Source organism: Stenotrophomonas sp. 21LCFQ19 (genome assembly GCF_056861425.1).
The window spans coordinates 87,904-108,761 of the sequence record NZ_JBSPUF010000009.1; the positions used below are offsets into that span (position 1 = coordinate 87,904).

Genomic DNA, 20,858 nt, shown 5'->3' on the forward strand with positions numbered 1-20,858 from the left:
CACGTTTGTGGGAGCGGTGTAAGCCGCGAAGCTGACATCGCTGAAGAAACCACCCGCGGGTGCCAGTGGTTGAGGACAAGCGTCGCGGGGGTCACCCCACCCACAAAAACGGCAGCCCGGCCTATGTGGCCGACGACAACAATAACCGCGCCGTCACTGCGCCATCCCCAACACGTACATCAGCACCAGCAAGGCGAGCACACCCGCGAGCACCGCGAAAAAAATCTTCCACGCGCTATACGGACGCTCACCCGCCAGTTGCCCCGTGTAACCATTGGCCAGCACCTGGTAGCTGCGCGAGCCGTAGGTGTAGCTGACCAGCCACACCGGCACCAGGATGTGCTTGAAGGTGCGCTTGCTGTACGTGGCCTGCACCTGCAGGTTGCGTTGGGTGTCGCCCGGCACCTGCTCGGAACACAGGTAGCGGGTCTGCGTCTGCATCTGTTCCTCCCCCTGCCGCGCGGCCTGGCGCAGATCCACCTGGTAGCGCTCCACCGTCCAGCCGCGCACGAACTCAGGTGAATACGGCTTCAAATCGGTGGTGGTCGGAAACTGGCCGATCTTGCCCAGCAGTTCCGGATGCACGCCTACCGTGCCCGGCACCAGCTCATCGTCGAAGAAATGCTGCAGCGAACCAGATGCCGGTTCCCAGCGCACACGCCGTTCCTGCCGGGTCTGCGTATTGCCCTTGGAATCGCGGTAGCTGACGGTGACGTAGTAGTAATACCCCGCCTCGGCGGTCCAACGCGCGGCGACCTGCGCGTCGAACGTCCAGTACGGCAGGTACATGCCCTTGAGCGTATCGGTCAGCGCGGCGCGCTTGAGCTTGCTCGGCGCGAACCAGCGCGTGCCATACCACTTGCGGATGATGTCGCGGACCTGGCCGTCGCTGATCTTGAACGGCAGCACGCTCTGCGGGGTGATCGCATCGCCCAGCGACTCATGGTCGATGATCGATGGCGAGCCGCAGAACTCGCAGCGGTCGGCCACCTTGCGGTCGACAAAGACCGAGATCGCATGACAACTCTGGCATTGCACCTCGCGCGGCTGCGCGCCATAGCCGCGTTGCTCGGCCGGGGTGGCGGCCATGCTCTGCAGCATGCCGACCACACCGCCCTGCGGCTGTGGCGGCAACGGTGGCGGCTGGTTCGCCTCGTCCTGCAATCGCTTCAGTGCCGCCAGCAGGTCCTGCTCGACCACGCCGGCACTGCCATCGCCCACGCCCATGGCCGCCTCCGACAGCGGCACGATGGTGCCGCAGTAGGGGCAGGCCAGGGCTTGCTTGCCGGCATTCCATTGCAGATCCCCACCGCATTCCGGGCAGGGATGTTTGCCAACTGTTGCGTTGTTCATCAGCCGCGCAGGAACTCTTCCAGTGCCGAGCGGGCGATGCGGGTGGCATTGCCGATCTTGCGTGCCTTCAGGTCACCTGAAGCGATCGACGCCATCACGTCCTCGACCGATACCGACAAGGCCTGTGCAGCCTGTTCGGGGGTGAGCACGTCCAGCGCCACGGCATCACCGGCAGCCGGCAACGGCGGCGGTGCAGCAGCGCCCGGCACCACCGGCGCACCGGTCTGCATGTTGCGCATCATCTCCTGCGCCATGCCGAAGCCCATCGCCATCTGTGCCGGCACCGCAGCGGCGGCTGCACTTTCGCCGCCCTCGCCCATGCCGTGGCCCATCTGGTACTTCACGTAGTCGTTGAGGTTGCCGATCACGCCCATGCTGGAGCGCTTGTCGATCGCCTGCTCCACTTCCGGCGGCACCGACACGTTCTCCAGGATGAAGCTGGTGACCTCGATGCCGTACTTGTCGGTCATCGCCGGGTTGATGATCGGCAGCAAGGCTTCGCCCAGCTCGGAGTAGCGCGAGGCCACATCCAATGCCGGCACGCCGGCCTTGGCCAGCGCCTCGGTGAACACGCTGACGATGCGCGAACGCATGGTGTCGGCGAACTCATCCAGGCGGAAATTCTGGTCGGTACCGGCCACTTCCTTGAGGAACTTCGGCGGGTCGACGATACGGAAATCGTAGGTACCAAACGCGCGCAGGCGGACCACGCCGAAATCGGCGTCGCGCATCATCACCGGATTGGACGTGCCCCACTTGTTGCCGGTGAACAGGCGCGTGTTGAGGTAGTAGACATCGCATTTGAACGGCGATTCGAAGCCGTACTTCCAACCCAGGATGGTGGACAGCACCGGGATGTTCTGGGTGCTCAGCGTGTGCTTGCCCGGGCCGAACAGATCGGCGTACTGGCCGGCAGCGACGAACTGCACCATCTGCGACTCGCGCACGATCAGTTGTGCGCCGTTCTTGATCTGGCGGTCGTCATCCGGCCAGCGGTACGACAGCGTGTCACGCGAGTCATCGGTCCACTCGATGATCTCGATCAGTTCCTTTCTGATGAAGTCCAGAATGCTCATGCTCAGTCCCTGGTCGGCAAGGCTCCGATTCTACGGCGGGAATGTTAAGAGTGCGCATGACGCCGCGCAGACATGCCGTGGCGCAGCATGGCCGCATCTTCCGGAGCTGCGGGGACGCCATGCGTGTTCTGACCCTGTTGTTGACCACGTTGTTCGGGCTGGCCCTGGCAGTGGGTGGCGGCTGGCTGCTGGCGCTACATGGCAGCCCGTTCTACCTGCTCAGCGGACTGCTGTTGTTGGCCGTCGCCTGGGGGCTGTGGCGACACCGGCGATGGCCGACCTGGCTGTACGCCGGCTGGCTGCTGGTGCTGCTGGGCTGGTCGCTGTGGGAGGCCGGCCTGTACTGGTGGCCGCTGGCCACCCGCGTCGGCCTGCCCGCCCTGCTCGGCTTGCTGATGGCCTTGCCCGCGTCGCGCCGCTCCAGCCCGCGCGGCTATACCGGACCGGCGGGCTGGCCGGTGCTGCTGGCCTCGCTGGGCGTGGCCGCGGTTGCCTTCGCTGGCATCCCCCGTCACCTGCATGAGATCGATGGCCGCCTGCCGATGGACATCGTCAACGCCGCCCCGGCCCTGGGCAACACCCAGCAGCCGGAGGGCGAATGGCAGGCCTACGGCCGCAGCGGTTACGGTCAACGTTACTCGCCGCTGGCGCAGATCACCCCGGCCAATGTCGGCCAGCTGCAGCTGGCCTGGCAGATGCAGACCGGTGATGTGCGCCTGCCGCAGGACGTGGGCGAGACCACCTACGAAGTCACCCCGTTGAAGATCGGCAACACGCTGTATCTGTGCACGCCACACAGCCTGGCGTTCGCGCTGGATGCCGACAGCGGCAAGGTGCTGTGGAAGTTCGACCCGGGTGCTGGCATGGAACCGCAGCGCCAGCATCAGACCTGCCGCGGGCTGTCGTACTTCACCGAACCCCTGGCCCCTGCCGCAACAAGCGCAGCAACCGGCGTGCACACCTGCAGCAGCCGCGTGTTCCTGCCCAGCGCCGATGCCAAGCTGCATGCGCTGGACGCCCAGACTGGCGAGCACTGCAGCGACTTCGGCAACAGCGGCGTGCTCGACCTGCTGCACAACATGCCGTTCAAGCAGGCCGGTTACTACTATTCCACCTCGCCGCCGCTGATAGCGGGCGGCAAGGTCATCGTCGCCGGTGCGGTCAACGACGACTATGCGATCAACTCGCCGTCCGGGGTGATCCGCGCCTACGACGTGCACAGCGGCCAGCTGCTGTGGAACTGGGATTCTGGCAATCCCACCCAGACCGCGCCGCTGGACCCTAACAACCCCAACCAGGTCTACACGCCCAGTTCGCCCAACAGCTGGTCGGTGGCCAGCGCCGATGAAGCACTGGGCCTGGCTTACTTCCCGATGGGCAACCGCACCCCGGACCAGCTCGGCATGTACCGCAGCCCCGCCGAGGAAACCTACGCCTCATCGGTGGTGGCGCTGGATATTGCCAGTGGCCAGGTGCGCTGGGTGCAGCAGTTCGTGCACCACGATCTGTGGGACATGGACACCCCGGCGCAACCGGTGCTGCTGGATCTGGATCTACCGCAGGGCCGCGTACCAGCGCTGGTGCAACCGACCAAACAAGGTGACGTCTACGTACTGGACCGCCGCGACGGCAAGCCCCTGCTGCCGATCAGCCAGCGCACCGCACCGCAGTACGTGGACATACCCGGCCAATTCGCCGCACCCACGCAACCTGCGTCCGCGCTGAGCTTCGAGCCCAAACCGCTGCGCGAAGCCGATATGTGGGGCGCGAGCCTGATCGACCAGATGCTGTGCCGCATCCAGTACCGGCAGCTGCGCTACGAAGGCCGCTACACACCGCCGACGCTGCAGGGCAGCCTGATCTATCCGGGCAACTTCGGCACCTTCAACTGGGGCAGCGTTGCAGTGGACCCGCAGCGGCAGGTGATGTTCGGCATGCCCACCTACCTGGCCTTCGTCTCCAAGCTGGTGCCCAAGCATGAGACCAGCGGCCGCGAGATGAACAAGGGCGAGCATGGCTTGAATGAAAACAAGGGCGCCGACTATGCGGTGGAAATGACGCCCTTCATGTCGCCGATTGGCGTCCCCTGCCAGGTGCCGCCATGGGGCACGGTTGCCGCCGCCGATCTGCGCACCGGCAAGATCGCCTACCAGCACCGCAACGGCACCATCCGCGATCTGTCACCGCTGCCTTTGCCGATACGCATCGGCGTGCCCGGCATTGGCGGACCGATGCTGACTGCAAGCGGCGTGGCCTTCATGAGCGCGGCCACCGACGACAACTTCCGCGCCTACGACCTGGCCAGCGGCAAGGTGCTGTGGGATGTGCGTATTCCGGCCGGTGGGCAGGCCACGCCGATGACTTACCTCAACAGCCAGGGCGAGCAGATGGTGCTGCTGGTGGCGGGTGGTCATGGTTCGACCGGGACCAAGGCGGGCGACTATGTGTTGGCGTACAAGTTGAAGAAGTAGGGGCTTCTGCGAGTGAAGCAGGAGCAGAAGCAGAAGCACCCCTCCCCAACCCTCCCCTTGCCTTCGGCAAAGGGAGGGGGCGCAAGCAACAGCTCGGTACTGCACGATCAGCCCCCTCCCTTGCGCAACGCGCAGGGGAGGGTTGGGGAGGGGTGCCTTTCGCAAAGACCCCAATCAGCCCAGATCAATCCGCGGCACGTCGTACCACACCGCATCCGGAAACCGCTTCAATACCCAGTCGCGAATGAAGCCACGGCTATCCGCCGCAATCACTTCATCACTGCTGTCATCACGGCTGTTCCAGGCCACGCCATGCAAGGCGATGCCACGCGCCGCCAGCGCTTCCAACGACAGCAAGGTGTGGTTGATCGAACCCAGGCGCCCGGAGGTCACCAGCAACACCGGCCAGCCCTTCTGTGCGACGTAGTCAATCGTCAGCAGCTGCTCGGTCAGCGGCACCATCAAACCGCCGGCACCTTCGATCAACACCGATTCGTAGCGCTCAGACAACCGCGCCGTAGCGCTTTCAATTGCAGAAAGATCCAACGTCCTCTGCTCGAGACGCGCGGCCAGATGCGGCGATGCCGGATAGGCAAACAACGCCGGCATCGTGGTGCCGTCGCGGTCCTCTTCAAACAATCCCGTGCCCATGATGCGCCGGTGCAGCAGGATGTCATCAGAGGCGGCCACACAGCCGGTCTGCACCAGCTTCTGGGTGATCACCTCCTCGCCCTGCGCCGCCCATTGCTGCGCGAGCCAGCCGGTGACAACCGTCTTGCCGATCTCGGTATCGATACCACTGACAAACACAATCTTGCCGCTCATGCGCGCATATCCTCTTCCTGCAGGCTGGCCACCAGCGCGACCATGCCATCGCACAGCTGCTGCAGCTGCGCATCGTCGATTACAAACGGCGGCATCACATAGACCAGCCGGCCAAACGGCCGGATCCAGATGCCGTGATCCAGCATCCGTTGCTGGATGCGTTCCAGACGCACCGACGTCTTCAGTTCGATCACGCCGATGGCCCCAAGCACGCGCACATCGGCCACCTGCGGCAAGGCGCGCGCGGGTGCCAGGCGTTGTTCAAGATGTTGCTCGATCGCCGCCACCCTGCCCTGCCAATCCTGCGACAGCAGCAGCTGCACCGAGGCCAGCGCCACCGCGCAGGCCAGCGGATTGGCCATGAAGGTCGGCCCGTGCATGAACACGCCCGGCTCGCCGCTGGCGATCACGTCGGCAACCTCGCGCGTGCACAACGTCGCCGCCAGCGTCATGTAACCGCCGGTCAGTGCCTTGCCGATGCACAGGATGTCAGGGCTGATGCCGGCATGCTCGCAGGCAAACAAGCGCCCACTGCGACCGAAGCCGGTGGCGATCTCATCGCAGATCAGCAATACATCGTGTTCGCGGCATAGCCGTTCCAGCTCGCGCAGATACTGCGGATGGTAGAAGCGCATGCCACCTGCGCCCTGCACCACCGGCTCGATGATGAAGGCAGCCAGTTCATCGGCGTTTTCAGCAAACAGCTGTGCGAGCGCTGCGATATCGGCCGGATCCCATTCCTCGCCGAAACGCGTCTGCGGCGCAGGCACGAAACGGCGTGTCGGCAGTGAACTCCCGAACAAACCATGCATGCCGGTAACTGGATCGCATACCGACATCGCGTTCCAGGTATCACCGTGATAGCCCGAGCGCGTGGTGGCGATATTGCACTTGCCCGGCTTGCCGCGCGCAGCCTGGTATTGGATCGCCATCTTCAGCGCCACTTCCACCGACACCGAGCCGGAGTCCGCATAGAAGATCGCGTCCAACCCCTTGGGCACGATCTGCAGCAGCTGCTTGCCCAGCGCGATGGCCGGCTCGTGGGTCAGCCCGCCGAACATCACGTGCGACATGCAGCCCAGCTGGTCAACCACCGCCTGGTTCAGTTGCGGATGGTTGTAACCATGAATGGCGCACCACCACGAGGCCATGCCGTCGATCAGCCGGGTACCATCTTCCAGCTGCAGCAGCACGCCATCGGCGCGGGCCACCTTGAGTACCGGCACCGGGCTGCCCAGGGCGCTGTAGGGGTGCCACAGGTGTTCACGGTCGAATTGATCAATCAGCATCGTTCAGTACAGCTCACGCCGCGGGAAGGCGGCTTGCAGGGGGCGTACCTTACCGCTTGCGCGGCTGGCCTGCATGCATCAGCGGCAACGGGTCGAACGGGCCATCGCCACCATAGATGCCGTAGTGCAGATGCGGCGGCGTACCGCGCGCATTGCCGCTGTCACCCACGAAGCCCAGCACATCCCCGGCCTGCACGATGCGCCCGTAGGCCAGCTCTGGCGTCCAATCCTGCAGGTGCGCGTAGTAGTGCCTTTGCCCGGCCGGCCCGAGCACCCACACCTGACGCCCGCCCAGGCCGCTGTCGCGCACCGCTGCCACCACGCCCTGGGTGGCGGCGACAACCGGCGTGCCGCGTTTGGCGAAGATGTCCACGCCATGGTGCTTGCGGTCGCGCCCGCGTGGTGCGCCGAAAGTATCGGCAATCTGCCGTGGCTTGATGCCCTGCACCGGCACGGCTATCGCCGTTGGTGCTGGCAGGCGGGAGAGCTTCCAGCCTTCGCGGGCAACCACGGTGAAGGGCTGCTGCCAGAGCCAGCTGCCGGCAAGCGTCAGCACTGTAAGCAGCAAGACGATGCGCACTGTTCGCGGCCAGTTGGTTCGATCGGAAGAGTTCAAGGTCGTCTGTTGAATGTCTACGGAGTGGCAAAAGCTAACCGCAGCCAGCAACGGATTTCCAGAGCTTTTTCAACGCCAGGCGCAGGCATTCAGCACTTCAAATTCGCTTCACATTGGGCGCATATCCAGCACATGCGACGTACCCAGAATTCGCCTCCAACAACCCAACAAGCATGCATCCCCGAGATGGAAATTCTCTACTTCATGGCGCGGACGCCAGCACTGCCAGCGGCGCTGTATCTGCTGATCCTGGTTGCTGCCTGGTGCTTGAGTCGCTTGCTGTTCGATGCGCTTTCCATCTTTGGATTCATTGGTTTGCTTATGGCGTTCCTGGCCAGTCATGGTGAATCGGCCATGGTCATCGCGCTCATCGCCCTCATCCACCTGTCACTGACCTTCGCCGGTAACAGGAAGCAAGGTCGAAGCAGCATCAAAGCGCAGGCACCAGCCGAAAGCCGCTGACGGATCCGCACCAACGCCGTTTTGTAGGAGCGACGTAAGTCGCGAAACTGATGGACCACCAGATCGCAATCGATATGGCTGCTCATTGATGCCAGCTTTGCGGCTGATGCCGCTCCCACAAGGGCACCCCGCCTTCTTGTGGGAGCGACGTAAGTCGCGAAGCTCACACACCATCAGATCGTTGGGCGACTGGCCGCCAGCAATTCCCGGCTTCGCGGCTTACGCCGCTCCTAGAAAAGCAGCGCGCGCTCCCACAAAGCCGGGCCCTGTCAGAACGACGCCTGCACGGCAGCTTCCCAGCGTGTGCCAGCGGCCTGATCGCCAAACAGATCACGTGCGTGCTGGTCGGTGAAGTGCCCACTCAATCGCAGCTCGATCGGCGCTGCCACTGCCCAGATCGCACTGACCTGTCCGTGGGCGTAACCACCGCCCACCCCATCCTGCAACTGGTACCAACCAGCGGCGGCCTCAAGACGCAGTTGCGGCGACAGCGGCATTCGTGCGCCCAACTGGGTGTACAGACCATCCTGGTTGGTGCCCAGCGCCTGCGGCGACCAACCCAGCGACAACCAGTAATTGTCCTTCCAGGTCAGCGTGGTATTGAGCTCGGTCCAGTTCAGGTCGACGGTCGTTGCCGGATACCGGTAATGCAGCAGGTTGGCATCCAATGCCCAGTCATCGGCCAGCTTCCCGTTCCAACCAACGACGAAGTCCAACTCGCTGCTGGCATGTGTTTCCGGTGCGAACTCCACGCTGGATCCCCACGCCGAGGCGTAGAAACCACTATCGCCGGCAACGCGGAAACCAGCCTGCACGGCAGCATCGCCCTGGCTCTGGCTGGAACCGCGCCAGACATAGTCGCTGGTCAGGGCGGCGCTGCCGCTGGTGTCGATGGCCAATGCATCCGCGCTGGCGGTGAGTGCGATGAAGGCAGCTAAGTACAACGAAGAACGTGAGCGTTTCATGGGATTTCCGGAAGCGGCCGCGCGAGCTGCGCGGCGATGCGGAATTGTTCACGCAGCTTCCATAAACCGACGATGGCGACGCCCCAAGGTCCGCATCAAATCTGTGTAAAACCTGTCTCCCTGCTGCAGAAGATCAGTTCTGCCGCGCGAAAACCTGTGGCGTCGCGCCCGTCGGCATCGGCTCGGCGAAGGCCGGTTTGATCTCCAGCGGCCCCCAGTCGCGCTCACAATGGGTGAACTGCCATTGGCTGGGTTTGAAGCGTGCGGCTGCGCCATCCGGCTCACCGGTCGTGAACTCGGCCTGGATGTCATAGTCGATCAACGGTGTATTGAACCAGGCGACCTCACCGGCCTTGCAGTCGATGAACGGACGCGAAGGATCGACCACCCAGTCACCACTCTCCGGATCGGAGTGATAGACCGGGCTGATGCGCTGATCGGCAGTCAAGCGCATGCGCCCGGGAGATGTTTCCAGTACATCGACCCACAGACCCGCCAGCTGCACTGGCTCGGGGAACTGCAGTGCATCCAGGCCACGCAATCCCAATGGCCGTTGCGGCTCGCCGTTGTCGAAGACATCGCGGCGATTGACCAGCGTTCCCTTGGGGACGGTGAACTCGCCATACTGAAAATCACGGTCCAGCACGAACTGTGCACGGCTACCGCGCTGCCAGCTCTCGATGGCGAACTCGCGCTTGAACTCGGTGGTCTTGTAGATCAGCACCCCTACCCAGGCCGCCACCAGCACTACAAACGCGGTGCACAGGCGCACCTTCCAGTTGAAGAACGCGCCCCAGCCGCCCTGGCCGTGGCGATGGAAGTACCAGGCCCGCACAAGCAAACCAATCGCCACCAAGCCGCCCAGCAGCGGCAACACAAACACCATCAGCAGGAACGGCCAGGAGATCAATGGTCCGGGAATCATCACGCAGACAACAGAGGGGGGAGCACTTCACATCCTACCCCTTCAGCGTGTCGGCGCATGCAGACGCGGCATGAGAACCAAACCAATCCGCATCAGCCAACGGCCAATGAGCCGATCCGGACTCATGTACAGCGCGGGAAACGCGGCAAAATAGCCTCCCCTGAACCCATCCACCGCCATGAAGTCCAGCAGCAAGCCCCTGCATCCACTCCGTAGTTGGTTGAGCATCGAGCGCAACCAGACCAGCCACGGAGAAAAGTGGATTTCCGCACTGGGCGCGCTGATCGGCATCACGGTGGTCTACCAGCTCACCCATTGGTGCTTCCCCGCAGGCTTCAACCACGCAGGCGGCGCGATCATGCTGGCCTCGATGGGCGCGAGCGCGGTACTGGTGTTTGCCGTGCCACATGGTGCCTTGTCGCAGCCGTGGGCGGTGATTGCCGGTCATCTGGTATCCGCCTTCATCGGCGTCAGCTGCCAGCTGATGTTCCCCGATCAAGCCTGGACGGGCGCACTCGCGGTCGGCCTGGCCGTCGGTGCGATGCACTACCTGCGCTGCATCCATCCACCCGGCGGCGCCACTGCGCTGGCCGCGGTGATTGGCGGTAGCGACGTGCACGCATTGGGCTACAACTACCTGCTCACCCCGGTGGCAATCAACGTCGCCGCCATCCTGTTGGCCGGCATCGCGTTCAACGCCTGCTTCGCCTGGCGCCGCTACCCGGTGCAGCTGCATCGTCGTCGCCAGCAGGCCATCGCCGTGCCCTCGGCACAGCGCCATGTCGACTTGACCCAGGAAGACTTTCACGCGGCCATTGGCCAGCTCAACTCCTTCGTCGACATCACCGACGAAAGCCTCACCGAGCTGCTGGAGCTTGCCAAACAGAATGCGGAGCGTGATGCGCTGCACCCGGACCTGATCGAACCCGGCCGCTGTTACAGCAACGGCCGCCTGGGGCGCGCCTGGAGCGTGCGACGGGTATCGGTAACGCCAGCGCTTTCCGGCCCTTCTGCTGATCGCCTGGTATTTGCCGTGGTGGCGGGCGATGGCATTGGCGACATCGGTCATGCAACCGCTGCGGAGTTGCGGCAATGGGCCCGCTTCGAGGTGTCTCTGCATGAAGGTGGGCGCTGGGCAAAGCTCGGTAGCCGCTGATCCTGCAACCCGGCTGAAAGCACGCGCCGTCCGGCATTACAGCGAAAGCAATTCCAGCACGGTGCCAAACAGGCTGATCGGCACCCGGCAGGCGAGCGACTCATGCACGCCGAACCAATTGCAGGCCACCCAGCCAAAGGGCATCAACAACAGCCCCAGGATCAGCGCATCGGTGATCCAGTTCCAGCGGCGCCCGCGCACCAGCTGCAGCACTGCGTCGACGAAGAATCCCACCAGCATCAGCAATGCAACAGCGCCCAACAGCAGGGCGATGCCCAAGCCGGTATCACCGCGATGCTGTTGGGTGGACGCATGTGCGACGGCGATGCGCGCGTACAACAGCAGCGCCAGCAAGGGCGTGACGAACGCGGCAATGCGGATCACAGGCGACCACGGGTAACGCAACCACCAGGCGCGCTGCAGGCCGTCAATCACGATCGGGCGCGCCCAGGGGGAACAGGTGACGGTAGCCGCGCGCTTCATCCACCGCTCGCGCGAAGGAGGGCCGCTGCAGCAGGCGTTGCCGGTAATCCAGCAGCAGTGGGTATGCATCGCTGATGCGGTGTGTCCAGTCGGCGTAGAACAACGCAGGCGCCGCGGCACAATCGGCCATCGAGAAGACCTCACCACAGGCCCATCGGCGGCCCGGCAATTGGCTTTCCAACCAGGCATAGGCAAGCTCCAGCTTCTGCACGCTGAAGGCGCGGGCTTCGTCGCGCTTGCCATCGTCGCCACTGAGCGCGCCGTTCACTGCATGCTGCACCGGGCTCATCACATGCAGGTCGAAGAAGCGATCATGAAAGCGCACGTCCAGCGCCTGGATTGGTTCTTCGGGCAGCAATCGCACCGCGCCGCGGTGTTTCAGCTGGAGGTATTCGATGATGATGCTGGTTTCCACGACACTGCGCTCGCCGTCGAGCAGCAGCGGAAACTTGCCCAGCGGCCAATGCTGCAGCCACTGCCCGATGTGTTCAGGCGTGTCGGGGCCGAGCTGGCGAAACTCGAAGTCGATGGCGTTCTCGTAAAGCGCAATCAGCACCTTCTGCGTATATGAGGAGAATGGATGGCCGTAGAGCACAAGCGACATGACGAAGTCTCCGTGATTGGAACCACAGCGGAATACGCTGCTGCCAGGGCGGGCTGTTCATTGCATGAAGGCCGCTTCATCCGCCAGCGTCCGTACCAGCGCTCATCGCCAGCCCACAATCGCTGCCAGCTGGTCGCCCGCTGAAGCGTTCGGCGATCCAGGCAATGGCGCGATCCGCCGAGGCGATTGCCGTGGTGGCATGGCCGGTATCTGCCAGACGCAGGTAGTTCACCGCTGCGCCGCGCTTGCAGCTCTGCTCGAAGAAGCGCCAGGTGACCGGCGTCGCGACCAGGCCGTCAGCGTCGGATTGCACCAGCAACAGCGGCGCCGAACCGGCAGCCAACGCCGTGATCGAATTGCGTGCCATCAAGCCATCCCAGGGCGCACGACCGCCCAGATCCAGGCTGCCGAGGCGCGCGCGCAAGCGCAACAAACGCACCAGTGCCGCGGCCGAGAACGGATCGCCTTCGCAGCCGCTGGTGGCTCGCTCGATCACGCCGCGGGTTGTTGCATTGGCAATGGTGGACAGATCGGCGCCGTAGACCCTGGACCAGCTGCGCGCGGTGAACGCGGTCAACAGGCCGCGAACCGTGGTATCGGCATGCTGCATGTTGGCTGCCAGATCCGTAGGCGGCGACACTGCAACCACGCCCTGCAACTGCAGGTCGGGCGCATAGCTGCGTGCGCGTTGCGCGCTGAACAGCGCCGCGTGCCCGCCCTGCGAATGCCCCCAGACCGCGAAGCTGCGGCTGGCACCGGCGGCTGGCAGCGCCGTCGCAGCGCGCACCGAGTCCAGCACCGCTGCCGCGGCGGCGTCGCCCGCCAGGTAGGCATGCGGACCGCGCGTGCCGAGTCCCGGGTAGTCACTGGCGACCACCACCCATCCCCGCGCCAGCATGTCGGCCAGCCCCGGGATCTGGTCCAGGCTACGAATCGGCGTGCACGCCGAATCGATGCCCACGGTGCCGTGCGCCCATGCCACGATGTCGCGCCCTTGAACCGGGCTTGGCCCGTCAGGCGCAACCAGCACGCCGGTGGATTGGGTGGGATCGCCATCGACATCGGTAGTCTCGTAGCGGATACGCCAGGCCTTGGCGCCAGCGGGAGCGCCGTCGGTGGCAACCGCCTCCAGCAGCTTGCCGGGCGCGGCCAACCCAGGCGCGCAACCGGAGTACAGCAAGGTAGCCAGCAACAGCCAGCGTGTCACCGCGTTTCGCATGCGTTCCAGTCCCTGGCTGCCCGATTGCGCTGATGCTAGCTCAATGCAGCGACTGTGGGAGCGGCGTGAGCCGCGAAGCCGGCAATCCAGGCTTTCCGGGCATGCCTGTATACGGCGTGCTGGGATTCCCAGCTTCGCGGCTCACGCCGCTCCCACAACATCCCGCCTGACTCATGGCTGCCATGAGTTAATCTCGCGGCGCTGCATGAAAGCCCGGCCCTACAATCACCGGCACTCAAACCGGGACGATCAAACATGCGCAACCGTCACCTGGCATTCGCCTTCGGCCTGCTCGCTGCGTGCACGCTTGGCAGCGCCGCTGCCGAGCAGGTCGTCGGTGTAGCGCCGCTGGGCAAGGAGGTGTTCGCGTCGGTTGATATTCGCCAGTTCGAGACCGGCAGTTTCACCTCGGCTGGCGGAGTGGTCATCCCCTATCGACTGTTGCGCCCTACGGCAGCCAAAGCCGACGTGACCTACCCATTGGTCATCCAGTTCCACGGCTCTGGCGGCATAGGCACGGACAACAGCAGCCAGCTCGACCGTTTGGCCAGGAGCTGGGCGATGCCTGAAGTACGGCAGCACTACCCCGCCTACGTGCTGGTACCGCAGTTCGCTGAGCGCAGCGCGAACTACGGCCCTGCGTCAGCGGATCAGCATGCGGAAGCCTCTCTGGTGCTCAGCGCCGCGCTCGAGCTGGCGAACAGGATCGCCGCCGACAATCCCGTCGACACCACGCGGATCTATGCGCTTGGATTCTCGATGGGCGGGTCGGCGGCGTGGCTGGCGCCCACCTTGCAGCCAGACCTGCTCGCCGCCATCGTGCCGATCTCCGGCATTGCACCAGCGAATGCTGATGCCGCCACTTTCAGGAACCTGCCGGTGCTGGCCATGCACGGCACTGCCGATGACGAGAACCCAATCACCGCTGACAGGCGCTTTGTCGCCGCCATCCGCGCAGCTGGCGGCGAGCAGGTACAGCTCAGGGAGTACGACGCACTGCCGCACGCACCGCCGGCCGATATCCACCCTGGCAAGTGGTGGCGCGATTGGCTGTTCCAGCAACACCGTCGTTGACCGCCGCCCTTGCAGTAGCGGCGTAAACCGCAAAGCCGGCGATCTTCCCACGCAGGTGGAATCAGCGATTGCGGCGCCAGCCGCCAGCGGTCTCGGGGCTTCCCCCTTCCTGCAACACCGGCCACGCTCGCGACCAGATGTTGCACAAACCGCAACTCTGCTTTCCACCGCGTCCGGTTGTGACACCCCAGACAGGGCCCATGTATTCCGCAATACATGCTGCGACAGCGGTTTCCCGCTGTCGCGACAGGCACTGCCCTCCCCGTCTGGATCCACCTGGAACACTTCAATGACCAAGCTCTTCGAGCCCTACGGCCTCATCGGCACCAAGCTCTCCAACCGCATCGCCATGGCGCCCATGACCCGCGCACGCGCCCCCAAAGATATCGCTGACGAGCGCGTTGCCCTCTATTACGCCCAGCGCGCCAGCGCCGGACTGATCGTCAGCGAAGGCACGCCAATCTCGCGCGAAGGCCAGGGCTACCTGTTCAACCCCGGCATCTACACTCCCGAGCAGATCGAAGGCTGGCGGCTGACCACCAACTCGGTACATGCGCTCGGTGGCAGGATCGTCGCGCAGCTGTGGCACGTCGGTCGCATGTCGCACCCGTCGATCCAGGCCGATGGCCGCGCACCGGTCAGCGCCAGCAGCAAGCAGCCGGCCAACTCCAAGGCCTTCGGCTACAACGAAGAAGGCCAGCCAGGCATGGTCGATGCGCCGGCGCCACGCCAGCTGAGCACCGCTGAGGTTGCACGCGTGGTCAACGACTTTGCCCAGGCTGCACAGAACGCGATTGATGCGGGCTTTGACGGCGTCGAGATCCACGGCGCCAATGGCTACCTGCATGAGCAGTTCCTCAACCCGCTGGTCAATGATCGCAGTGATCAGTACTCCGCTGACACGCTGGAGAACCGCATCCGCTTCACGCTGGAGGTGATCGACGCCATCGTCGCGCGCATTGGTCCTGAGCGCACCGGCATTCGTCTCTCGCCGTACGGCAACCTCTTTGACATGCCCGCCTACCCGCAGATCGATGAGACCTACACCGCACTTGCGGCGGCCATCGGCGAGCGCAAGCTCGGCTTCGTGCACCTGATGAACCAGGCCGGCTACTCAAGCAGCGCCCCGGGACAGACAGGCTTCAACAACCTGCTCAGGACGATACGCAGCAAGCTGCAGGAAACCCGCTTGATCCTGGCCGGCGGACTGGACCGCGAATCGGCGCAGGCACTGATTGATGAGGGTCTGATCGACATGGCCGGTTTCGGTGTGCCGTTCATCAGCAATCCCGATCTGGTCGAGCGCCTGCGCAACGGCTATCCGCTTGCCAAGGCCGATCCAGCAACCTTCTACGGCGGCAGCGGCAAGGGCTACATCGACTACCCGCCATACAACGCCGCAGCCTGATCCGCCCCTTGATTGTGGGAGCGGCGTAAGCCGCGAAGCTGGAAATCCCAAAGCCGGCCGGTCCGTGCAATTGCATGGCCAAGGACCGCGCACCGATACCCAGCTTCGCGACTCACGTCGCTCCTACAAGGCGTGCATCGCCTTGTGCGGTTGCTTGGCCCGTTACCCAACCAACCTAGAACTGCCCACGCTCCACACCTTGTTTCCACGACTCCGGCCGCGGCGTCCACTCGCCTTCACCCAGTACCGCCTCCAGCAGGTTCTGGATCGGATAACCCAGGTGCTGCTCCGCCGCCAAACCGCCGTCGCTCATCTGCGCGGCGGCCACGAACTTGCGGAATGCACGCTCATCACCCGCCGCTAACGCGGTGATCTTCTTGGCCAGATCGTAGGACAGCCGGTTGCCATCATCCGCAGCCAGGAATGACTTCCCGGACCAGAATGACTGGATGCTTTCTTCGTTCCAGTAAGCGGCGTGTTGCGCAGCGATCTCGTGCGGAAAGTACATCTGTGCGCCGGGTGCGGCCAGCTGTGGATACAAGGTGTGCTCGGTGTTCACCGCCAGGCCCTCGTTCAACCACGCCGGAATCGGCAGGTGTTGCAGCAGGCAGTGAGTAAGCTCATGGGCGATCACCGGCTCCATCGAATCAAGGATCTCCAACGGCATCACGAAATGCCCATATCCTGCCTTGATGAACATGCCCGAGGACATCGCGTACTCGCCGCCATCCGGGTAGTAATGCGATACGTAGGCGTAATAGTCTTCCTGGTCGGCGAACACCATCACCACATGCTTGCCAAGGCCGGGCGCGACTGCAAGATCGCCAAGGCTGCGATTGATCCGCGCCAGCAGGCGCTGGCAGGTTGCGAGGAATACCTCGCCTGGCCTGTCCATCAGGTTCGACAGCAGCAGGAAGTCGGCGGACTCGGTGATGCGGTAATGCTCCCCTAGCCGCTGGTTGAGCGCTTCCAGCCACTCCTTGGCCGCCGAGGTGCGGTGGATATGCGCGGCGTCGGCATCCAGTCCCGTCGGCGCGTCCTCGCTGATACGGTCCCAATCCGCGATTGGCAGCTGGGTGCCGTCATACCAATGCATGCGCACCGGCACACGCGGCAATGGCGCTACTTTCGCAGACCTCTTTTCGCGCGACAGGTGCGTTGCCAGCCAACCAATCAGGATGAAGACCACGAGGAAGAACGCTACCGCATAGAGCGCGTCCTTTCCTTTCTCCCTGTCATCAGCGAACGGACCGGCGTCTGCAGCCGCCACAACCAACGGCGACACGGCTGCGGCCTGTGGCAGCGCGGCATGCGCAACCCCAACAGGAGCGAGCAAGGAAGTGCCGATGCTGGATGCCAGCAGCAGCGCAAGAATCAAGAAGAATTTCATATTGCTTCGTTTACCTGTGCCTGGCCATTACCAACATTGAAGTCGCTTTCCATCTGATCATCCCATCACCGAGCGAGAGCGCGACATGATCCTGCTTTGTTGGAGCGGCGTAAGCCGCGAAGCTCGCCAACTTTCCAACAAAGGAGTTGCTGTAGAACGATCAAGCTCGCTTCGTCTCGGAGTATCAGCTTCGCGGCTTACGCCGCTCCCACATACAACTGTTGCTATCGCGAGCCCAGCACGAGGAAGTACTTCCCATCCTCCCCGGAGCCAACCCGCAGGCAAGCTTCGTCCTCCTTCCGATCCATCGCGTAATCCCGATCCAGCGCCAGATGCCGGAACACCACGCCGATATCAGCAGAGGACGTTACGATCCACGGCGCTTGGCAACTGTTGCCGTCGCCACTTGCCATGATGGCCTGCAACAGTCCGTCAAACCCGAAGCGCACAGCCGCGTCATCGCCAGCAAGACTCTCCAGCGCATTCAAATGCAAGGGATACCGCCCCAGAAAATCCTGGTAAAGCTGCAGGCGCACACCAGCTGAGCCGCCCGCCCCGTCCAACGCAGCAAGTTGCCTGCGCAGTTCGAGATAGCCCTCGGCCGCTGCCAGCTCGTCGGCCCCGGTGATTGGCGAATCGCCTTCGGCCGGTTTCGGCCCGAGGTTGCGCTGCAACCATGCGCCGTAATACAGATGGGCGAACTCAGTACCTGCGAGACCGCGATCACGGCCGATGAATCGCGTCAACAACTTCGAGTAGAACGTTGCCTGCTCAGGCTCCAGCACCGCATCCGCGCGCACGCCTGCGACGCTCGCCATCATGTCCGGTCCTGCCGTAGCGCCACGTTCCCACAACTGGCGTTCCGCGCGATAACTCATCGGCCCTGCAAGGTCGTCACCAGTGCTTCCATAGCGCCGGACCAGCAACATCACATCGGTCCCGGCGCTGTGCTTGTAGCCGTCAACCGCCAGGACGTCGCCGTTCCAATCGGATGCAGCGTTCCCCCGACCATCCAGCGCCACCTCGCGGAACAGCAGGCAACGATTACCAGGCAGCCAGCTGTTCGCGCATGCAGCCGATGCCTCCTTGATCTGCAGCAGTCGTTCCGCCCCCTGCAGACCGTAGCGCGCGCCCTGCACGAGCGCCGTCCCTTCGAAACGCAGTACGCCACCAAATGCGTCGCCAAGCTCCAGTTGCGGTCGGTCCTTCTTCGCCGGCTCAACGCGCATGCGTAGCGCATGCCCGCCGGACAACATCTGCAGCAGGCGCAGCTCAGCGGTGTAGGCCGGCTTTTGACAGGTCAATGCAGGCGTGCGCTCATGCGGCTGCCTGCGCAGGTTCAACTGCCAGGCCACCTCGCGCTGCGGATCAGCGCCTTGCACCTGATAGCGCCGCAGCACCACCTCGCCATCCACCTGCCGCTTGCACAGCTCGCTATGCAGCAGCAGAGACGGTTCCGCTGATGGGCTTTTATCCTCGACACCGAATTGCAGCTGCGGTGCATCTGCCCCCTCGCCGAACCAGGCTCGCGGCATTCCATCCTTGTCCACAGCAGTGAGCAAACGCCAGCGGTACAGCGGAAGCAGCTGTTGATAGCGCTGGGCGGTCTGGCGTGCTGCGGATTCGTCGGGGTGCGTTGGAGGCGCCGCCAGTGCAGCCGGCATTGAGGCTGGCTGTTGTCCAATCGCCAGTGCGGGCAATGCGACTGCAGCAAGTGCAATCGCCGCGCAGATACCACGCAAGTAGCAATGACGAATCCCGGTCATTCCACATCTCCCTATGTGGCTCTGGACTGTCGCACAGTCCAGAGCGTCCTCAACATCCGGCTCAGTCAATCAACCCTGCTATCGGACTTCAGCGTCCCACTCCAAGCCGAACTCAAAGCTCTTCGTCGCAGGGTTCATCACTTAGCAGCGCAGGATCCACCGGCTTGGTTTCATCGATAAGCGCACGCTGCTCAGCCGTCGGATTGCCCAACCACCACACCTTGCAGCGCGATACCAGGCGACCAACCATCCTGGCGTGCTGGGGCTGATAGAGCATTGCCAGCTGCTGCGTGTCGCACTGGTGCGCCTGGCAGGCCGTGTAGAACCACCATGTTTCGCTTCCCAACATCTTGGGCACGCCCGGTGCGCTGGGGCCACTGAGCAGCCGGTCGCGCTGCGGTGGGACATGCGGATCGGCGATGTCGCCCTCAGCCGCCTCTTTCAGCAGCTCGTCGAATGCGGCGGTGACCTTGGGATCAGCACGGCCGCAGTTGTCCACGGTGTTGCCGCCCACCAGGGTGAAGAAATACGTCGCCAGTGGATCTTCCTCACAGCTGGGTTCGTAGTCGAACGCGGCTGGCGTGGGCGCATCGCCCTCCGGGTCGCCCTCTTCATAGGGCGAGGATTCGGTGTCTTCGATCTCGGCGACCGGATCCGCGCTTGCCTTGGCCGGTAACTCGGCCGCCGGAACTGCGCTGGCGGCACCCTCCGCTTCACCCGCCGGCACCTGCTTGCAGCCCAGCAGCAGACCTACAAGCAGCGACACTCCAAAAATACGGACTTTCATTTTTCACCTGGGGTAATCAGTACGTTGCATCCATGTAGTTCCCGGTCATGCAATGGGAATCGGCCGATTGTAGCTTCCGGGTCAGGGAATTGACTGCGTGCGCCCGCAAGCACAGCGATACCGGGAGAAGCGAAAGACCTGAATCCGCCGCCAGACTGGCTTCACATACCTCGAACCAGCGGCGGCTCATGCTTCCTCCGCTTCCAGCCGGGCGGCTGGCTTTTGCGACAAAGGCTGGAACACCACGAACGTCGTTAGCTCAGCGCACACCTTGCAGGAGCCGTTCAATGAATGCCATGAAACGCGTCGCTTTCGCTGCTTCCGTAGCACTCACCACGGTTGGCGTCGCATCTGCAGCCGGACAACCGATCGACAGTTGGCCGGCAAGCAAGGTGGGCGCAGCAACTCCCGCCGTACAGGGAATGCCGTCAGCCTTGGCCAGGAACCTTGCGACCTTTGATGACCTGGACTTCCGCGTCTACACGAAGCAGCAATGGGATGACCTGCACCTGAGCCATGCCAAGGACATCGTCGTGCACTATCCCGACGGCCACACCACCACCGGTTTGCCTGACCACATCAAGGAACTGGACTTCATGTGGACCTTCGCGCCCGACAACCGGATTACCGAGCATCCGGTGCGCTTCGGCTCAGCGAACGCTGAGTGGACGGCGGTTGCGGGCTTCATCGAAGGCACCTTCAGCAAACCCATGGTGCTTGCCGATGGCACCGTGATCCAGCCGACCAATAAGACCTACCGGCTGCCGATGGTCACCATCGGACATTGGAACGAGGAGGGACAGATGACGGAGGAGTTCCTGTACTGGGACAACGCCGCTTTCATGAAGCAGATTGGTGTTGGCAACTGAGGTTGATACCACTCACCAACATAGCGGTTTACACACTGAAGCTTCGCTTGTGGCTCGGGGCGGCGTCACGTGCCCGGGCCACTTCATCCACCTATCGAGTGATGCTGTTCGCTAGTGCAG

At 63.7% G+C, this 20,858-nt stretch carries 19 protein-coding genes; 6 read left to right on the forward strand and 13 right to left on the reverse strand.

The features are described 5' to 3' along the window. Positions 1 to 153 precede the first annotated feature (153 nt). Together AC13FW_RS11685 and AC13FW_RS11690 are read right to left on the reverse strand one after the other, a co-directional pair. A complete protein-coding gene (locus tag AC13FW_RS11685; protein WP_296246939.1) occupies positions 154 to 1,353 on the reverse strand; it encodes a TFIIB-type zinc ribbon-containing protein in 1,200 nt (399 codons plus the stop codon). Further along, on the reverse strand, positions 1,353 to 2,429 hold the full coding sequence (locus tag AC13FW_RS11690) for an SPFH and helix-turn-helix domain-containing protein (protein WP_296246937.1): 1,077 nt from the start codon (positions 2,427 to 2,429) through the stop codon (positions 1,353 to 1,355). Before AC13FW_RS11690 ends, AC13FW_RS11685 begins: the two co-directional genes overlap by 1 nt. A 119-nt stretch (positions 2,430 to 2,548) precedes the next feature. Here AC13FW_RS11690 and AC13FW_RS11695 point away from each other — a divergent pair, with 119 nt between their 5' ends. Next, entirely contained in the window at positions 2,549 to 4,900 is a 2,352-nt protein-coding gene (locus AC13FW_RS11695; protein ID WP_482989154.1) for a membrane-bound PQQ-dependent dehydrogenase, glucose/quinate/shikimate family, read from the forward strand. Between the two features lie 174 nt (positions 4,901 to 5,074). On the opposite strand, the gene bioD is transcribed toward AC13FW_RS11695, so the two are convergent. The 3 genes from bioD to AC13FW_RS11710 are packed head-to-tail and all read right to left on the reverse strand — an operon-like array spanning position 5,075 to position 7,645. Next, the gene (gene bioD / locus AC13FW_RS11700) at positions 5,075 to 5,725 is read right to left on the reverse strand and encodes a dethiobiotin synthase (protein ID WP_482985779.1); all 651 of its coding nucleotides are present in this window, start codon (positions 5,723 to 5,725) and stop codon (positions 5,075 to 5,077) included. Beyond that, a complete protein-coding gene (gene bioA, locus AC13FW_RS11705; protein ID WP_482989155.1) occupies positions 5,722 to 7,014 on the reverse strand; it encodes an adenosylmethionine--8-amino-7-oxononanoate transaminase in 1,293 nt (430 codons plus the stop codon). Before bioA ends, bioD begins: the two co-directional genes overlap by 4 nt. 49 nt (positions 7,015 to 7,063) lie before the next feature. Next, the gene (locus tag AC13FW_RS11710) at positions 7,064 to 7,645 is read right to left on the reverse strand and encodes a M23 family metallopeptidase (protein ID WP_482989213.1); all 582 of its coding nucleotides are present in this window, start codon (positions 7,643 to 7,645) and stop codon (positions 7,064 to 7,066) included. A gap of 171 nt (positions 7,646 to 7,816) precedes the next feature. Between AC13FW_RS11710 and AC13FW_RS11715 the strand changes: the two genes are divergently transcribed. Beyond that, positions 7,817 to 8,092, forward strand: a complete 276-nt coding sequence (locus AC13FW_RS11715) for a hypothetical protein (RefSeq protein WP_482989156.1) — start codon at positions 7,817 to 7,819, stop codon at positions 8,090 to 8,092. 269 nt (positions 8,093 to 8,361) lie between these two features. Here AC13FW_RS11715 and AC13FW_RS11720 read toward each other — a convergent pair whose 3' ends face one another. Together AC13FW_RS11720 and AC13FW_RS11725 are read right to left on the reverse strand one after the other, a co-directional pair. Next, positions 8,362 to 9,057 carry a TorF family putative porin gene (locus AC13FW_RS11720; protein ID WP_482989157.1) on the reverse strand — a complete coding sequence of 232 codons (696 nt, stop codon included), beginning with the start codon at positions 9,055 to 9,057 and terminating at the stop codon, positions 8,362 to 8,364. A 133-nt stretch (positions 9,058 to 9,190) separates the two neighbouring features. Then, positions 9,191 to 9,982 (reverse strand): hypothetical protein, encoded by a 792-nt coding sequence (locus tag AC13FW_RS11725; RefSeq protein ID WP_482989158.1) that lies wholly within the window; start codon positions 9,980 to 9,982, stop codon positions 9,191 to 9,193. Positions 9,983 to 10,160: 178 nt separating this feature from the next. Between AC13FW_RS11725 and AC13FW_RS11730 the strand changes: the two genes are divergently transcribed. After that, positions 10,161 to 11,138 carry an HPP family protein gene (locus AC13FW_RS11730; protein ID WP_481510181.1) on the forward strand — a complete coding sequence of 326 codons (978 nt, stop codon included), beginning with the start codon at positions 10,161 to 10,163 and terminating at the stop codon, positions 11,136 to 11,138. 36 nt (positions 11,139 to 11,174) lie between these two features. On the opposite strand, the gene AC13FW_RS11735 is transcribed toward AC13FW_RS11730, so the two are convergent. The 3 genes from AC13FW_RS11735 to AC13FW_RS11745 form a co-directional block, all read right to left on the reverse strand. Next, a complete protein-coding gene (locus AC13FW_RS11735; protein ID WP_482989159.1) occupies positions 11,175 to 11,573 on the reverse strand; it encodes a hypothetical protein in 399 nt (132 codons plus the stop codon). After that, entirely contained in the window at positions 11,566 to 12,225 is a 660-nt protein-coding gene (locus tag AC13FW_RS11740) for a glutathione S-transferase family protein (RefSeq protein WP_481510179.1), read from the reverse strand. Before AC13FW_RS11740 ends, AC13FW_RS11735 begins: the two co-directional genes overlap by 8 nt. 76 nt (positions 12,226 to 12,301) lie before the next feature. Further along, positions 12,302 to 13,444, reverse strand: a complete 1,143-nt coding sequence (locus AC13FW_RS11745) for an alpha/beta fold hydrolase (protein ID WP_482989160.1) — start codon at positions 13,442 to 13,444, stop codon at positions 12,302 to 12,304. A 255-nt stretch (positions 13,445 to 13,699) separates the two neighbouring features. On the opposite strand from AC13FW_RS11745, the gene AC13FW_RS11750 reads away from it, so the two are divergent. Together AC13FW_RS11750 and AC13FW_RS11755 are read left to right on the forward strand one after the other, a co-directional pair. Next, a complete protein-coding gene (locus AC13FW_RS11750) occupies positions 13,700 to 14,518 on the forward strand; it encodes a carboxylesterase family protein (RefSeq protein WP_482989161.1) in 819 nt (272 codons plus the stop codon). Positions 14,519 to 14,807: 289 nt separating this feature from the next. Further along, positions 14,808 to 15,926 (forward strand): alkene reductase, encoded by a 1,119-nt coding sequence (locus AC13FW_RS11755; RefSeq protein WP_482989162.1) that lies wholly within the window; start codon positions 14,808 to 14,810, stop codon positions 15,924 to 15,926. A 175-nt stretch (positions 15,927 to 16,101) separates the two neighbouring features. On the opposite strand, the gene AC13FW_RS11760 is transcribed toward AC13FW_RS11755, so the two are convergent. From AC13FW_RS11760 to AC13FW_RS11770, 3 genes are all read right to left on the reverse strand, one after another. Then, positions 16,102 to 17,316, reverse strand: a complete 1,215-nt coding sequence (locus AC13FW_RS11760; protein WP_482989163.1) for a DUF2268 domain-containing putative Zn-dependent protease — start codon at positions 17,314 to 17,316, stop codon at positions 16,102 to 16,104. Positions 17,317 to 17,540: 224 nt separating this feature from the next. Then, positions 17,541 to 19,151, reverse strand: a complete 1,611-nt coding sequence (locus tag AC13FW_RS11765) for a hypothetical protein (protein WP_482989164.1) — start codon at positions 19,149 to 19,151, stop codon at positions 17,541 to 17,543. 43 nt (positions 19,152 to 19,194) lie between these two features. Continuing rightward, positions 19,195 to 19,869: a hypothetical protein gene (locus AC13FW_RS11770; RefSeq protein WP_482989165.1), complete on the reverse strand. Its 675-nt coding sequence runs from the start codon at positions 19,867 to 19,869 to the stop codon at positions 19,195 to 19,197. 287 nt (positions 19,870 to 20,156) lie between these two features. Here AC13FW_RS11770 and AC13FW_RS11775 point away from each other — a divergent pair, with 287 nt between their 5' ends. After that, positions 20,157 to 20,738 (forward strand): ester cyclase, encoded by a 582-nt coding sequence (locus AC13FW_RS11775; RefSeq protein WP_482989166.1) that lies wholly within the window; start codon positions 20,157 to 20,159, stop codon positions 20,736 to 20,738. Positions 20,739 to 20,858: the final 120 nt, after the last annotated feature.

Coding starts and splice junctions, on each gene's coding strand:
- AC13FW_RS11775 (WP_482989166.1), top strand. CDS start 20,157: ATGAATGCCATGAAACGCGTCGCTTTCGCTGCTTCCGTAGCACTCACC.
- bioA (WP_482989155.1), bottom strand. CDS start 7,014: ATGCTGATTGATCAATTCGACCGTGAACACCTGTGGCACCCCTACAGC.
- AC13FW_RS11690 (WP_296246937.1), bottom strand. CDS start 2,429: ATGAGCATTCTGGACTTCATCAGAAAGGAACTGATCGAGATCATCGAG.
- AC13FW_RS11685 (WP_296246939.1), bottom strand. CDS start 1,353: ATGAACAACGCAACAGTTGGCAAACATCCCTGCCCGGAATGCGGTGGG.
- AC13FW_RS11715 (WP_482989156.1), top strand. CDS start 7,817: ATGGAAATTCTCTACTTCATGGCGCGGACGCCAGCACTGCCAGCGGCG.
- AC13FW_RS11695 (WP_482989154.1), top strand. CDS start 2,549: ATGCGTGTTCTGACCCTGTTGTTGACCACGTTGTTCGGGCTGGCCCTG.
- AC13FW_RS11750 (WP_482989161.1), top strand. CDS start 13,700: ATGCGCAACCGTCACCTGGCATTCGCCTTCGGCCTGCTCGCTGCGTGC.
- AC13FW_RS11755 (WP_482989162.1), top strand. CDS start 14,808: ATGACCAAGCTCTTCGAGCCCTACGGCCTCATCGGCACCAAGCTCTCC.
- AC13FW_RS11760 (WP_482989163.1), bottom strand. CDS start 17,316: ATGAAATTCTTCTTGATTCTTGCGCTGCTGCTGGCATCCAGCATCGGC.
- AC13FW_RS11745 (WP_482989160.1), bottom strand. CDS start 13,444: ATGCGAAACGCGGTGACACGCTGGCTGTTGCTGGCTACCTTGCTGTAC.
- bioD (WP_482985779.1), bottom strand. CDS start 5,725: ATGAGCGGCAAGATTGTGTTTGTCAGTGGTATCGATACCGAGATCGGC.
- AC13FW_RS11725 (WP_482989158.1), bottom strand. CDS start 9,982: ATGATTCCCGGACCATTGATCTCCTGGCCGTTCCTGCTGATGGTGTTT.
- AC13FW_RS11730 (WP_481510181.1), top strand. CDS start 10,161: ATGAAGTCCAGCAGCAAGCCCCTGCATCCACTCCGTAGTTGGTTGAGC.
- AC13FW_RS11770 (WP_482989165.1), bottom strand. CDS start 19,869: ATGAAAGTCCGTATTTTTGGAGTGTCGCTGCTTGTAGGTCTGCTGCTG.
- AC13FW_RS11740 (WP_481510179.1), bottom strand. CDS start 12,225: ATGTCGCTTGTGCTCTACGGCCATCCATTCTCCTCATATACGCAGAAG.
- AC13FW_RS11720 (WP_482989157.1), bottom strand. CDS start 9,057: ATGAAACGCTCACGTTCTTCGTTGTACTTAGCTGCCTTCATCGCACTC.